At 63.1% G+C, this 14,258-nt stretch carries 13 protein-coding genes and 1 pseudogene; all 14 read left to right on the forward strand.

The features are described from left to right. Positions 1 to 32 precede the first annotated feature (32 nt). Complete coding sequence (locus tag X733_RS159460; RefSeq protein WP_023685199.1) at positions 33 to 725, forward strand: NADH-ubiquinone dehydrogenase subunit; 693 nt, start codon at positions 33 to 35, stop codon at positions 723 to 725. Between the two features lie 11 nt (positions 726 to 736). Further along, positions 737 to 1,018 (forward strand): pentapeptide repeat-containing protein, encoded by a 282-nt coding sequence (locus tag X733_RS159455; protein ID WP_023685200.1) that lies wholly within the window; start codon positions 737 to 739, stop codon positions 1,016 to 1,018. Then, positions 1,018 to 3,110, forward strand: a pseudogene (nuoG, locus tag X733_RS01000000165940) (NADH-quinone oxidoreductase subunit NuoG). Before X733_RS159455 ends, nuoG begins: the two are co-directional and overlap by 1 nt. A gap of 2 nt (positions 3,111 to 3,112) precedes the next feature. Beyond that, positions 3,113 to 4,156, forward strand: coding sequence for an NADH-quinone oxidoreductase subunit NuoH (nuoH, locus tag X733_RS159450; RefSeq protein WP_023685202.1), 1,044 nt, complete (start codon positions 3,113 to 3,115; stop codon positions 4,154 to 4,156). Further along, positions 4,156 to 4,647 (forward strand): NADH-quinone oxidoreductase subunit NuoI, encoded by a 492-nt coding sequence (gene nuoI / locus X733_RS159445; RefSeq protein WP_023685203.1) that lies wholly within the window; start codon positions 4,156 to 4,158, stop codon positions 4,645 to 4,647. The genes nuoH and nuoI overlap by 1 nt, the downstream gene beginning before the upstream one ends. Positions 4,648 to 4,770: 123 nt before the next feature. Continuing rightward, complete coding sequence (locus X733_RS159440; RefSeq protein WP_023690957.1) at positions 4,771 to 5,391, forward strand: NADH-quinone oxidoreductase subunit J; 621 nt, start codon at positions 4,771 to 4,773, stop codon at positions 5,389 to 5,391. 1 nt (position 5,392) lies between these two features. Continuing rightward, on the forward strand, positions 5,393 to 5,701 hold the full coding sequence (gene nuoK, locus X733_RS159435; RefSeq protein WP_023670810.1) for an NADH-quinone oxidoreductase subunit NuoK: 309 nt from the start codon (positions 5,393 to 5,395) through the stop codon (positions 5,699 to 5,701). A gap of 10 nt (positions 5,702 to 5,711) precedes the next feature. Beyond that, entirely contained in the window at positions 5,712 to 7,685 is a 1,974-nt protein-coding gene (gene nuoL, locus X733_RS159430) for an NADH-quinone oxidoreductase subunit L (protein WP_023700374.1), read from the forward strand. Next, entirely contained in the window at positions 7,685 to 9,190 is a 1,506-nt protein-coding gene (locus X733_RS159425; RefSeq protein ID WP_023670808.1) for an NADH-quinone oxidoreductase subunit M, read from the forward strand. The genes nuoL and X733_RS159425 overlap by 1 nt, the downstream gene beginning before the upstream one ends. A gap of 18 nt (positions 9,191 to 9,208) precedes the next feature. Beyond that, positions 9,209 to 10,645: an NADH-quinone oxidoreductase subunit NuoN gene (gene nuoN, locus X733_RS159420; RefSeq protein ID WP_023706136.1), complete on the forward strand. Its 1,437-nt coding sequence runs from the start codon at positions 9,209 to 9,211 to the stop codon at positions 10,643 to 10,645. A gap of 4 nt (positions 10,646 to 10,649) precedes the next feature. After that, entirely contained in the window at positions 10,650 to 11,546 is an 897-nt protein-coding gene (locus X733_RS159415) for a biotin--[acetyl-CoA-carboxylase] ligase (RefSeq protein ID WP_023818008.1), read from the forward strand. Positions 11,547 to 11,579: 33 nt separating this feature from the next. Further along, complete coding sequence (locus tag X733_RS159410; protein WP_023690300.1) at positions 11,580 to 13,253, forward strand: ribonuclease J; 1,674 nt, start codon at positions 11,580 to 11,582, stop codon at positions 13,251 to 13,253. 97 nt (positions 13,254 to 13,350) lie between these two features. Next, positions 13,351 to 13,755, forward strand: a complete 405-nt coding sequence (gene mce, locus X733_RS159405; RefSeq protein WP_023698333.1) for a methylmalonyl-CoA epimerase — start codon at positions 13,351 to 13,353, stop codon at positions 13,753 to 13,755. Next, on the forward strand, positions 13,752 to 14,036 hold the full coding sequence (locus X733_RS159400; protein ID WP_023670803.1) for a DUF1467 family protein: 285 nt from the start codon (positions 13,752 to 13,754) through the stop codon (positions 14,034 to 14,036). Before mce ends, X733_RS159400 begins: the two co-directional genes overlap by 4 nt. The last annotated feature ends 222 nt before the right edge of the window (positions 14,037 to 14,258 follow it).

The following is a 14,258-nucleotide window of genomic DNA, read 5'->3' on the forward strand; positions in this document are numbered from 1 at the left end:
GGGGCAAGCGAAGAAACGACCAGGAGATGTCTATGGCGCAGTATTCGAACCCTTTGATGCCCAATTTGGACCAGCTTGAAAAGATGAACCAGGATTTGACCAGGATGATGCCGAAGGAGATGGCCAGCGCCGTCAACCTTCTCGCGCATCCTGTCGCTGGTGCCGCCGCGATGTCGGCGCTGGGCTTCGGCCTTGCCAACCATGCATTTGGCGTGTGGCTCGGCGCCTTGTCGGGTGCTGCCGAGGCATCGCAGCGGATTTTCCAGCCGATCATCGACGATTTCGAGCAGCGCACCCAAGAGTTCTCCGAGACCGCGCCGGCCACCAAGGCGCGCGCGGCGACCAGAACCCTGATCGCCGAGGCGCAGAGTTTTGCCCAGGATGTGACCGATATTGCCGCTCGCACCGTCGATGCCGAGCCGGAGAAGACCGATGCCGTCGCCGAAGGCGCGACGATCGGATTGATGCCGGAGGATTTCAGACAGCCCAAGGCCATGGCGCGTCCGGCCAAGCCGTCGGATCTCAAGGCGATCACCGGCGTTGGGCCGAAGCTGGAAAAGGTGCTGAACGGCCTCGGCATCTGGACCTTTGCCCAGATCGCGGCGTGGACGCCGGAAGAGATCGCCTGGGTCGAGGACTACCTGTCGCTCACCGGCCGCATCGGCCGCGACGAGTGGACCCGCCAGGCCGCGGCGCTGACGCTGGCTGCCAAGGCGAAGAAGTAGGGGTGGCAGGCATGGAGATCCACGACAGGAGCGATGTTCTCGATGTGCGCAATGCCATCGTCAGCAACTCCAGATTTGACGATGTGAACTTGTCGAACACGCAGTTTCACAACGTCGACCTGTCGGCGGCCGTGGTGGACGACGCGAACCTCTCGAACGCGTTTTTCAGCAATGTGAATATGAGCAATCTGAAGATAGAAAACGCTGAAGTCGCCGGCATGATGATCAATGGCATCAGGCTGAGCGATCTGTTTCAGGCATATGAGACGGCGCAGACCGCCGGGGGCAATTGATGGCAAAGCTCAAGGTCGACGGGAAAGAGATCACTGTACCCGACCACTACACGCTGCTGCAGGCGGCCGAGGACGCCGGCGCGGAAGTGCCGNGGAAGTGCCGCGCTTCTGCTTCCATGAGCGGCTGTCGATCGCCGGCAATTGCCGCATGTGCCTGATCGAGGTGAAGGGCGGGCCGCCCAAACCGCAGGCCTCCTGCGCCATGAATGTGCGCGACCTGCGTCCGGGTCCGAATGGTGAGGCGCCTGAAATCTTCACCAACACGCCGATGGTCAAGAAGGCCCGCGAAGGGGTGATGGAATTCCTCTTGATCAACCATCCGCTGGATTGCCCGATCTGCGACCAGGGCGGCGAATGCGACCTGCAGGACCAGGCGATGGCCTTCGGCGTCGATTCCTCGCGCTATCACGAGAACAAGCGCGCGGTCGAAGACAAGTATATCGGCCCATTGGTCAAGACGGTTATGAACCGCTGCATCCACTGCACGCGCTGCGTCCGCTTCACCACGGAAGTTGCAGGCATTTCCGAGCTTGGCCTGATCGGCCGCGGCGAGGATGCCGAGATTACCACCTATCTCGAAAGCGCCATGACCTCGGAGCTGCAGGGCAATGTCATCGACCTTTGCCCGGTCGGCGCGCTGACGTCGAAGCCTTTCGCCTTCCAGGCACGGCCGTGGGAGCTGACCAAGACCGAATCCATCGACGTCATGGACGCCGTCGGCTCGGCAATCCGCGTCGACAGCCGCGGCCGGGAGGTGATGCGCATCCTGCCGCGCGTCAATGAAGCGGTGAACGAGGAGTGGATTTCCGACAAGACCCGCTTCATCTGGGACGGATTGCGAACGCAGCGCCTCGACCGCCCCTATGTCCGCAAGGACGGAAAGCTGGCGCCGGCCAGCTGGGCCGAAGCGTTCGTTGCGATCAGGGATGCGGTGTCGAATGCCGCGCCCGAGAAAATCGGCGCGATTTCGGGCGATCTTGCCGCCGTCGAGGAAATCTACGCACTGAAGCAGCTTATGGCTGCGTTGGGCTCAAGGAACACCGATTGCCGCCAGGACGGCGCCGCACTCGATCCGGCGCTCGGCCGCGCCAGCTACATCTTCAACCCGACCATCGAGGGCATCGAGCAGGCCGACGCGGTGCTGATCATCGGCGCCAATCCGCGCTTCGAGGCCTCGGTGCTCAATGCCCGCATCCGCAAGCGCTGGCGGATCGGCAATCTGCCGGTCGGCGTCATCGGCGAGGTCGGCGACACGCGTTACGACTACGAACAGCTCGGCGCCGGTCCGGAGTCCTTGAAAGATCTGGCCGACGGCAATGGCAAGTTCTTCCAGGTGCTGAAGAAGGCGACGCATCCTCTGATCATCGTCGGCCAGGGCGCGCTGTCGCGTGCCGACGGTGCGGCGGTGCTCGGCCAGGCGGCGAAACTCGCCACGGCCGTCAACGCTGCGCGCGCCGACTGGAACGGCTTTGCCGTGCTGCACACTGCGGCCGCGCGCGTCGGCGGTCTCGATGTCGGCTTCGTGCCTGGCAAGGGCGGCAAGAACGTTGCCGGCATGCTGGGGGAGAGCGAGGTTCTGTTCCTGCTCGGCGCCGACGAGGTCGACATGTCCAAGACCGGCGGCGCCTTCGTCGTCTATGTCGGCACGCATGGCGACGCCGGTGCGCACCGCGCCAATGTCATCCTGCCGGGAGCCGCCTACACCGAAAAGTCCGGCACCTATGTCAACACCGAGGGACGCGTGCAGCAGACCAACCGCGCGGGCTTCGCGCCGGGCGACGCGCGCGAAGACTGGGCGATCCTGAGGGCATTGTCCGATGTGCTGGGCAAGAAACTACCCTTCGATTCGCTGCAGCAGTTGCGCGCCAAACTTTATGGCGAATACCCGCATCTCGCCCGCATCGATCATGTCGAAGCCGGCAATGCCGATGACGTCGCTAGGGTGGCGAAGCTCGGCGGGCGGCTGAACAAGGGCACTTTCACCTCGCCGGTCACGGATTTCTATCTGACCAACCCGATCGCGCGGGCCTCCGCCGTCATGGCGGAATGCTCGGCGCTGGCGAAAAACGGCTTCAGGCAGGCGGCAGAGTAGACATGGACACCTTCTTCTCCTTCTACGTGCTGCCGACGCTGATCATCCTTTTAAAGTCGGTCGTGCTGATCGTCGTTTTGCTGATCGGGGTTGCCTACCTGCTTTACGCCGACCGCAAGATCTGGGCGGCGGTGCAATTGCGCCGCGGCCCGAACGTCGTCGGCCCGTGGGGCACGCTGCAGGCTTTCGCCGATCTGCTGAAATTCGTCTTCAAGGAACCGGTCATTCCGTCCGGCGCCAACAAGGGCGTGTTCCTGCTGGCGCCGCTGGTGTCGGCCGTGCTGGCAATCTCGGCCTGGGCGGTCATTCCCGTCAATGCGGGCTGGGGGATCGCCAACGTCAATGTCGGCATCCTCTACGTCTTCGCCATCTCCTCGCTCGAGGTCTATGGCGTGATCATGGGCGGCTGGGCGTCCAACTCGAAATACCCGTTCCTCGGCGCGCTGCGCTCGGCGGCGCAGATGGTGTCCTACGAAGTCTCGATCGGCTTCGTCATCGTCACCGTGCTGCTCTGCGTCGGCTCGCTCAACCTGTCGGACATCGTGCTGTCGCAGCAGGATGGGCTGGGCACCAAGCTTGGCCTGCCCAACAGCTTCCTCGACTGGCACTGGCTGGCGCTGTTCCCGATGTTCGTCATTTTCTTCATCTCGGCGCTGGCCGAGACCAACCGCCCGCCCTTCGACCTGGTGGAAGCCGAGTCGGAACTCGTCGCCGGCCATATGGTCGAATACTCCTCGACGCCGTTCCTGTTGTTCTTCCTCGGCGAATACGTCGCCGTGGTGATGATGTGCGCGCTGGCCACCATCCTGTTCCTCGGCGGCTGGCTGCCGCCCTTCGACTTCGCCCCCTTCACCTGGGTGCCCGGCGTGATCTGGTTCGTGCTCAAGATCTGCCTGATGTTCTTCATGTTCTCGATGGTGAAGGCCTTCGTGCCGCGCTACCGCTACGACCAGCTGATGCGGCTGGGCTGGAAAGTGTTCCTGCCGATCTCCCTGTTCATGGTCGTTGCCACCGCGGCCTTCCTCAAGATCACGGGGTTTGCGTGATGTCCGCTTTTGGCCAGGCCGCCAAATCGCTGCTGCTGCAGGATTTCGTCAGCGCCTTTTTCCTGTCGATGCGCCAGTTCTTCGCGCCGAAGGAGACGATCAACTATCCGCACGAGAAAGGGCCGACCAGCCCGCGCTTCCGTGGCGAGCATGCGCTGCGCCGCTATCCCAATGGCGAGGAACGCTGCATCGCCTGCAAATTGTGCGAAGCGATCTGTCCGGCGCAGGCGATCACCATCGAGGCCGGCCCGCGCCGCAATGACGGCACTCGCCGCACCGTGCGCTACGACATCGACATGGTGAAGTGCATCTATTGCGGCTTCTGCCAGGAAGCCTGCCCGGTCGACGCCATCGTCGAGGGGCCGAATTTCGAGTTCGCGACGGAGACGCGCGAGGAGCTTTACTACGACAAGGACAGGCTGCTGGCGAATGGCGACCGCTGGGAGCGCGAACTGGCGCGCAACATCTCGCTGGACTCGCCCTATCGCTGACATTTGACGCATGGACGGGGCGAGGGGCCTCGTCTAAGGACAACGCAACTTGCCGACCGGAGGCGGTCGCAGAAATCAAACAGGACGGATGTCCTGTTTGGACAGGAACCCGGGGGATCCCCAATGCTGAGTGGACTAGAGGCGGCCTTTTTCTACCTCTTCGCCTTTGTCGCGGTGGCGTCGGCCTTCATGGTCATTTCGTCGCGCAACCCCGTGCATTCCGTGCTGTTCCTGATCCTGACCTTCTTCAACGCCGCCGGCCTGTTCATGCTGACCGGCGCCGAGTTCCTGGCGATGATCCTGCTTGTCGTCTATGTCGGCGCGGTCATGGTGCTGTTCCTGTTCGTCGTCATGATGCTCGATGTCGACTTCGCCGAGATGAAGGAAGGCGCCCTGCAATATGCGCCGATCGGCGCGCTGGTCGGGCTGATCCTGGCGGCCGAGCTGATCGTGGTGCTCGGCGGCTACACCTTCGCGCCGCAACTGGCCTCGACGGTCTCCAAACCCATCCCGGATCTTGCCGCGCGGACAAACACCGCAGCACTCGGCGACATCCTTTATACGGACTACCTCTACTACTTCCAGATTTCGGGCCTCATCCTGCTGGTCGCCATGATCGGCGCCATCGTCCTGACGCTGCGCCACAAGGAAGGGGTCAAGCGGCAGTCGATCGCAGCCCAGGTCGGCCGCACGCCGGCGACAGGCATGGAAATCCGCAAGGTCAAGTCGGGCGAGGGGCTCTGAGATGGTCGTCGGCATCGCACATTACCTGACCGTATCGGCGATCCTGTTCACGCTCGGCGTGTTCGGCATCTTCCTGAACCGCAGGAACATCATCGTCATCCTGATGTCGATCGAGCTGATCCTTTTGGCGGTCAACATCAATTTCGTCGCCTTCTCGGCGGCATTGGGCGATCTCGTCGGCCAGGTGTTTGCCCTGTTCGTCCTGACGGTCGCGGCCGCCGAAGCGGCCATCGGTCTTGCCATTCTCGTCGTCTTCTTCCGCAACCGCGGCTCGATCGCGGTCGAAGACGTGAACCAGATGAAGGGTTGACGGGGCTAACATGTATCAAGCGATCGTCTTCCTTCCGCTGCTCGGCTTCCTGATTGTCGGCCTGTTCGGCAATGCGCTCGGCGCCAAGGCATCGGAATACATCACCTCGGGCTTCCTGGTGATCTCGGCCGTGCTGTCCTGGGTCGCCTTCTTCTCCGTCGGCTTCGGCGAAGGCGAGGTGTTCACCGTGCCGGTACTGCGCTGGATCCAATCCGGCGGCTTGGACGCGTCCTGGGCGCTCAGGATCGATACGCTGACGGTGGTCATGCTGGTGGTGGTCAACACGGTGTCGGCGCTGGTCCACATCTATTCGATCGGCTACATGCACCACGATCCGAACCGGCCGCGCTTCTTCGCCTATCTGTCATTGTTCACCTTCGCCATGCTGATGCTGGTGACGGCGGACAACCTCGTGCAGATGTTCTTCGGCTGGGAAGGGGTGGGTCTCGCCTCCTATTTGCTGATCGGCTTCTGGTACAAGAAGCCGTCGGCCAATGCTGCTGCGATCAAGGCCTTCGTCGTCAACCGCGTCGGCGATTTTGGCTTCGCGCTCGGCATTTTCGGCGTCTTCGTTTTGTTCGGCTCGGTCAATCTCGGCACCATCTTCGCCAATGCCGCGACGTTCATTCCGGCTGAAGGCGCCCCACAAGGCGCGGCCGTGCTGACCTTCCTCGGCTACGCGCTGGACAAGCAGGCAGCCATGACCATCGTCTGCCTGCTGCTGTTCATGGGCGCTATGGGCAAGTCGGCGCAGGTGCCGCTGCACACCTGGCTGCCGGACGCGATGGAGGGCCCGACCCCGGTCTCGGCACTGATCCATGCCGCCACCATGGTCACGGCCGGCGTGTTCATGCTGGCGCGGCTGTCGCCGCTGTTCGAACTGTCGCATTCGGCGCTGACCGTGGTGACCTTCATCGGCGCCTTCACCGCCTTCTTCGCGGCGACCGTCGGCCTGGTCCAGAACGACATCAAGCGCGTCATCGCCTATTCGACCTGCTCGCAGCTCGGCTACATGTTCGTGGCGCTCGGCGTCGGCGCCTATGGCGCGGCGATTTTCCATCTGTTCACGCACGCCTTCTTCAAGGCGCTGCTGTTCCTGGGCTCGGGCTCGGTCATCCATGCCGTCTCCGACGAGCAGGACATGCGCAAGATGGGCGGCCTGCGGAAGCTCATTCCGAAGACCTACTGGATGATGGTGATCGGCACGCTGGCGCTGACCGGCGTCGGCATTCCGGTGACCGTCATCGGCACCGCCGGCTTCTTCTCCAAGGATGCCATCATCGAGGCTGCCTTTGCCGGCCACAATTCGGTCGCCGGCCTCGCTTTTGTCCTGCTGGTCATCGCCGCCTGCTTCACCTCCTTCTACTCCTGGCGGCTGATCTTCATGACCTTCCACGGCGAGCCGCGGGCGAGCCACGACGTCATGCACCATGTCCATGAATCGCCGCCGGTGATGCTGGTGCCGCTGTTCATCCTGGCCGCGGGCGCGCTGTTTGCCGGCGTTATCTTTCATGGCGCCTTCATCGGCGAAGGCTATGCCGAATTCTGGAAGGCGTCGCTGTTCACGCTGCCGGACAACCACATCCTGCACGACATCCATGAATTGCCGCTGTGGGTCGAGCTGGCACCGTTCGTCGCCATGGTCATCGGCTTTGCAGTCGCCTGGAAGTTCTACATCCGCTCGCCGGAACTGCCCCGGAGTGTCGCCGCCAACCATCGGCTGCTGTATGCCTTCCTGCTCAACAAATGGTACTTTGACGAGCTCTACGACGTCCTGTTCGTGCGGCCGGCAAAGGCGCTGGGCAGGTTCTTGTGGAAGACCGGCGACGGCACCATCATCGACGGGCTCGGTCCTGACGGCATTTCGGCGCGCGTCGTCGACGTCACCGACCGCGTCGTCAAGCTGCAGACCGGCTATCTCTATCACTATGCCTTCGCCATGCTGATCGGCGTGGCCGCACTCGTCACCTGGATGATGCTCTGATGACCGCCTGGCCAATCCTCTCGCTGGTCACCTTCCTGCCGCTCGTAGGTGTGCTGCTGATCCTGTTCATCAGGGATGACAGCCCGAATGCGCGTCGCAACATCCGCGCCATCGCGTTCACGACGACGGCGGCCACCTTCATCATCTCGCTGTTCATCTGGACCGGCTTCGACAATTCGCAGGCCGGCTTCCAGTTCGTCGAGAAGTTTGCCTGGCTGGATTCCGGCATCTCCTACCATATGGGCGTCGACGGCATTTCGATGCTGTTCGTCATCCTGACGACGTTCCTGATGCCGCTCTGCATCCTGGCGTCGTGGGAAGCGATCGACAAGCGGGTCAAGGCCTACATGATTGCATTCCTGCTCTTGGAAACGCTGATGATCGGCGTGTTCTGCGCGCTCGACATCGTGCTGTTCTACGTCTTCTTCGAGGCCGGCCTGATCCCGATGTTCATCATCATCGGCGTCTGGGGCGGCAAGCGCCGCGTCTATGCCTCGTTCAAGTTCTTCCTCTACACGCTGGCCGGCTCGGTGCTGATGTTGCTCGCCATCATGGCGATGTTCTTCCAGGCGGGCACCACCGACATCCCGACGCTGCTGACCCACAACTTCCCGGCCCACATGCAGACATGGCTATTTCTAGCCTTCTTCGCCTCCTTCGCGGTGAAGATGCCGATGTGGCCGGTGCACACCTGGCTGCCCGATGCGCACGTCGAAGCGCCGACGGCGGGCTCGGTGATCCTGGCGGGCATACTGTTGAAAATGGGCGGGTACGGCTTCCTGCGCTTCTCCCTGCCGATGTTCCCGCTGGCGTCGGAAATGTTCGCACCGCTGGTGTTCACGCTGTCGGTCGTCGCCATCATCTACACCTCGCTGGTGGCGCTGATGCAGGAGGACATGAAGAAGCTGATCGCCTATTCCTCCGTCGCCCATATGGGCTTCGTCACCATGGGCATCTTCGCCATGAACCAGGAAGGCGTGCAGGGCGCGATCTTCCAGATGCTGAGCCACGGCCTCGTCTCGGGCGCACTGTTCCTGTGCGTCGGCGTCATTTACGACCGCATGCACACGCGCGAGATCGACGCCTATGGCGGCTTGGTCAACAACATGCCGAAATACGCCACGGTGTTCCTGATCTTCACCATGGCCAATGTCGGCTTGCCGGGCACGTCAGGTTTCGTTGGCGAGTTCCTGACCATGCTCGGCGTGTTCCGGGTCAACACCTGGGTGGCTTTCTTCGCCGCCACCGGCGTCATCCTGTCGGCGGCCTACGCGCTCTGGCTCTACCGCCGGGTGATCTTCGGCGCGCTGACCAAGGAAAGCCTGAAGGGCCTGCTCGATCTGTCGACGCGCGAGAAGGCAATCATCTACCCGCTGGTCGTGCTGGTCATCTTCTTCGGCGTTTATCCCGCTCCCGTCTTCGATGCCACGGCCCAGTCGGTCAAGGCGCTCGTCACCAATGTCACCGCATCCATCGGCGCCGCGCAGACCGCGGCGGCGAACTGACCAGAGGTTTTGCGAACCATGACGCCGGACCTTTACTCCAGCCTTTCGCTCTCGACGCCGGAGCTGATCCTCGCCATCGGCGCGCTGGCGCTGTTGATGGTGGGCGCCTATTCGCGCGCCAACACTGCCATTCTGGTGACTGTCCTTGCCGTCGCCGTGCTGGTGATCGCAGGCCTATGGCTGATCTTTCCCACGGGACAGGGCGCAGCCTACGGCAACGCCTTCATCCAGGATCCGTTCTCCCGCTTCATGAAGGTGCTGTCGCTGATCGGTTCGGCGGTGACGCTGGTGATGTCGATGCGCTTCGCCAGGCAGGAGCATTTCGACAAGTTCGAATACCCGGTGCTGATCCTGCTCTGCACGCTCGGTATGATGCTGATGATCTCGGCCAACGGCATGATCGGGCTCTATCTCGGCCTCGAGCTGCAGTCGCTGGCGATTTACGTGCTGGCCGCGATCAATCGCGACAATCTGCGTTCGACCGAGGCCGGTTTGAAGTATTTTGTGCTGGGCGCGCTGTCGTCGGGCATGCTGCTTTACGGCATCAGCCTCATTTACGGCTACACTGGCAATGTCGGCTTCCAGGAAATCGCCTCGGCGCTTGGCAGCGGTGAGCGCCAGCTCGGCCTCGTCGTCGGCCTGGTTTTCGTTTTGGCCGGCCTTGCCTTCAAGATTTCCGCGGTGCCGTTCCACATGTGGACGCCCGATGTCTACGAGGGCGCGCCGACGCCGGTCACCGCCTTCCTGGCGGCTGCCCCCAAAATGGCGGCAATGGCGCTGATCGTGCGCGTCACCATGGGCGCCTTCAAGCCGATCGCTTCCGACTGGCAGCAGATCATCGTCTTCATCTCGATCGCCTCGATGGCGCTCGGCTCCTTCGCCGCGATCGGCCAAACCAACATCAAGCGGCTGATGGCGTACTCCTCGATCGGCCATATGGGCTACGCGCTGGTCGGCCTAGCCGCCAACAGCCAGGCCGGCGTGCGCGGCGTCGCCATCTACATGCTGATCTATCTCGTCATGACGCTCGGCACCTTCGCCTTCATCCTCGCCATGCGGCGCAAGGAAGGCAATGTCGAGCAGATCAGCGATCTCGCCGGTCTGTCGTCGACCAACCCGATCATGGCGACGATCCTGACCATCCTGATGTTCTCGCTGGCCGGCATCCCGCCGCTCGCCGGTTTCTGGGGGAAATGGTACGTGTTCCTCGCCGCCATCAACGCCAATCTCTATGCGCTGGCGATCATCGGCGTGCTGGCCTCTGTGGTGGGCGCTTTCTACTATCTGCGGATCATCAAGATCATGTGGTTCGACGAACCGGCCGGCGGCTTCGTGCCGATGGCGGTTGAGCTGCGCCTCGTGCTTGGTGTCTCCGGCGCTTTCGTGCTGTTCTATGTGCTGATCGGCGGGCCGATCGCGACCTACGCCGAAGCCGCCGCCAAGACATTTTTCTGAACGGATGGCATTTCGGCTGGCTCCGACCTCTGAGACGGAAGGGTTCCGGCTCGAGGCCCATGACAGCGTGGGTTCCACCAACACACTGGCGCTGGACCATGCAAGGGCAGGCGATCCCGGCAAATTGTGGGTCGTTTCCAAGAAGCAGGAAAGCGGCCGTGGCCGCCGCGGCAGGGCCTGGGTATCGCCCGAGGGCAATCTGGCGGCGACATTGCTGGTCATCACCGGCGGTGAGTTGCGTCTGGCGGCGACGCTGGGCTTCGTCGCCGGCCTGTCGCTGGCCGATGCGCTCGACGCCGTGGTGCCGAAGGGCAGGATCGNGGCGACGCTGGGCTTCGTCGCCGGCCTGTCGCTGGCCGATGCGCTCGACGCCGTGGTGCCGAAGGGCAGGATCGCTATCGGCCTCGACGGCGCCAGCCAGGGGCAGAATCGCTTCGAGCTGAAATGGCCGAACGATGTGCTGGCCTCCGGCGCCAAGCTGGCCGGCATCCTGCTGGAATCGGCCATTCTCGATGGCGGCCGTTTCGCGGTGGCGGTGGGCATCGGCGTCAATGTGGTGGCGCATCCGCCGGATTTGCCGTATCCGGCGACATCGCTTCAGGCGCTGGGCGCGACATGCGACGCCGAAACGCTGTTCTTGGCGCTGTCTGATGCCTGGACCGACAATGCCCGGCTGTGGGATGACGGACGCGGGCTCGACGCCATCCGGCGTCGCTGGCTATCGCGCGCGGCGGGGCTTGGCGGCGAGGTTGCTGTCAGGATTGACGGGAATGTGGTGCGCGGTACCTTCGAAACCATTGACGCGGACTGCCGTTTCGTGATCCGCGATGATGAGGGGTCGGTCGTGACGGTAGCCGCCGGCGACGTGCATTTCGGCGCCGTCGCGTCGGCAAAGATTTAGGGGCTGGCCGCAAGGGCCGGGAAGGGAAAATTGATGGCGAAAGCGCAAAACGCCGAACTCGTCTTCGTGCCGCTCGGCGGCGTCGGCGAGATCGGCATGAACTTCGCCCTTTACGGCTATGGGCCGCCTAGCGCGCGCGAGTGGATCGTCGTCGATGTCGGCGTGACTTTTCCCGATGCGGCGCATCCTGGCGTCGACCTGATCCTGCCCGATACGCGCTTCATCGAGGAGAACCTCGCCGGCCTGCGCGGCATCATCATCACCCACGCGCATGAAGACCATTACGGGGCGCTGCTCGACATCTGGCCGAAGCTGAAGGCGCCGGTGTGGATGACACCGTTCAGCGCCGGACTGCTGGACGCCAAGCGCCAGGGCGAGCAGGGCGCGCCGAAGAAAATTCCGGTGACGATCTACCGGGCAGGCGAAACATTCACTGTCGGCCCGTTCTCGATCGAGGCCATTCCGGTGGCGCACTCGATCCCCGAGCCGATGTCGCTGGCGATCACCTCGCCGGCCGGCACCGTCATCCATACCGGCGACTGGAAGATCGATCCGGAACCGACGATCGGTCCGAAAACCGACGAGGCGCGGTTTCGCGCCTATGGCGACAAGGGCGTTCTGGCGCTGGTCTGCGATTCCACCAATGCGCTGCGCGAAGGCGAATCGCCGTCGGAAGTGGCGGTGGGCGAAGGCCTCAGGGGCGTCATCCAGAGCGCTGTCGGCCGTGTCGCCGTCACCACCTTCTCTTCCAATGTCGGGCGCATCGTCTCGATCGCCAAGGCGGCGCGCGATGCCGGCCGCCAGTGCCTGGTGCTGGGCCGCTCGCTGAAGCGGGTCATCGATGTCGCCGGCGAGCTCGGCTACATGGACGGGCTGCCGGAGTTCATCGCCGAAGAGGATTTCGGCTTCATCCCGCGCGAGAACCTCGTCATCATCTGCACCGGCAGCCAGGGCGAGGCGCTGGCGGCACTGGCAAAACTTTCGCGCGACGAGATGAAATCGGTGTCGCTGACGGCCGGCGACACGGTGGTGTTTTCCTCACGCACCATTCCCGGCAACGAGAAGGCGATCCTCGAGATCAAGAACCGCCTCATCGACCTCGGCATCAAGATCATCGAGGATGGCGACGCGCTTGTGCATGTCTCCGGCCATCCCCGCCGCAGCGAATTGCGCAGGATGTATGAATGGGTGCGGCCGCAGATCGGCGTTCCCGTGCACGGCGAAGCCGCGCATCTGGTGGCGCAGGGGTCGCTGATGTCGACGTCGGGCATCGGCCAGGTGGCGCAAGTGCGCGACGGCGACATGCTGCGGCTGGCGCCGGGTCCGGCCACGATCATCGACCAGGTGCCGTTCGGCCGCATCTACAAGGACGGCAGGCTGATCGGCACCGACCAGGCGATGGGCATACGCGACCGGCGCAAGCTATCCTTTGCCGGCCATGTCGCGGTCAATGTCGTGCTCGACGACAAATATGAGCTCGCCGGCGATCCCGATCTGGTCGCCATCGGCGTCGCCGAGGCCGATGCCCGTGGCGAAAACATGGAAGATCTGATGCTCGACGCGGCCGTCGGCGCGGTCGACTCGATCCCTCGCCAGCGCCGCAAGGACCTCGATCTGGTGCAGGAAGCGGTGCGCCGCGCCGTGCGCGGCGCCGCCAACGAGGCCTGGGGCAAGAAGCCGCTGGTGACGGTGTTTGTGACGAGGTGAGGGAATAGGCAGTAGGCGGTAGGCAGTGGAGAAAAATGCAGATGTATCACTACTGCCTACTGCCCATTCCCTACTCTCTTAACTTGTGGAGCACTTCATGCTCGGACGCCTGAACCATATAGCGCTTGCCGTGCCGGACCTGGCCGCGGCGATTGCGGCCTATCGCGATACGCTTGGCGCGAAGGTCACCGCGCCGCAAGCGCTGCCCGAGCATGGCGTTACCGTGGTGTTCGTCGATGTCGGCAACACCAAGATCGAACTCCTGGAGCCGCTGGGCGAGGGGTCGCCGATCGCGGCCTTTCTGGACAAGAACCCCTCGGGTGGCATGCATCATGTCTGCTACGAGGTCGACGACATCCTTGCCGCGCGCGATCACCTCAAAGCGAGCGGCGCCCGCGTGCTGGGCGACGGCAATCCCAAAACCGGCGCCCACGGCAAGCCGGTGCTGTTCCTGCATCCCAAGGATTTCTTCGGCACGCTGGTCGAACTGGAGCAGGCATGAGCTGGATTTCGTTTGCCGCGCTGTTCTTCATCACCTGGTGGCTGATGCTGTTCATCGTGCTGCCGTTCAGCGTCAAGACGCAGGATGACGATCAGGACGTGACGCTGGGCACGGTTGCGAGCGCGCCGCGCGGGCCGCATATGCTGCGCGCCGTGATCCGCACCACCATCGTCACGGCTGTCGTCATGGGGGTTTTCTATAGCCTGACGCACGGGCTGGGCTACAGCCTCGACGAAGTCCCGCACATCATCCCCGAAGCCAGCCAGGCACCGGCTAACTAACCACTTTCCCGCCGGCAGATCGGCTGGGATGTTTGTGTTTGTTTCGGAGCGCCAAACTCAGGTTTTGTCTCGCCAGCCTGCGATGCACAATCGGCGGCCAGGCATGGCCGACCCGCATTAGAATCACGACTGGGCATCAGGCTGACGCAAGCTCACGTGATTTGGGAACAGGTTGATCTAACCAGATGATCGGGCAAAAAAAATGCAAGGCACAAGGCCTTG

Source organism: Mesorhizobium sp. L2C066B000 (assembly GCF_000502335.1).
GTDB lineage: Bacteria > Pseudomonadota > Alphaproteobacteria > Rhizobiales > Rhizobiaceae > Mesorhizobium.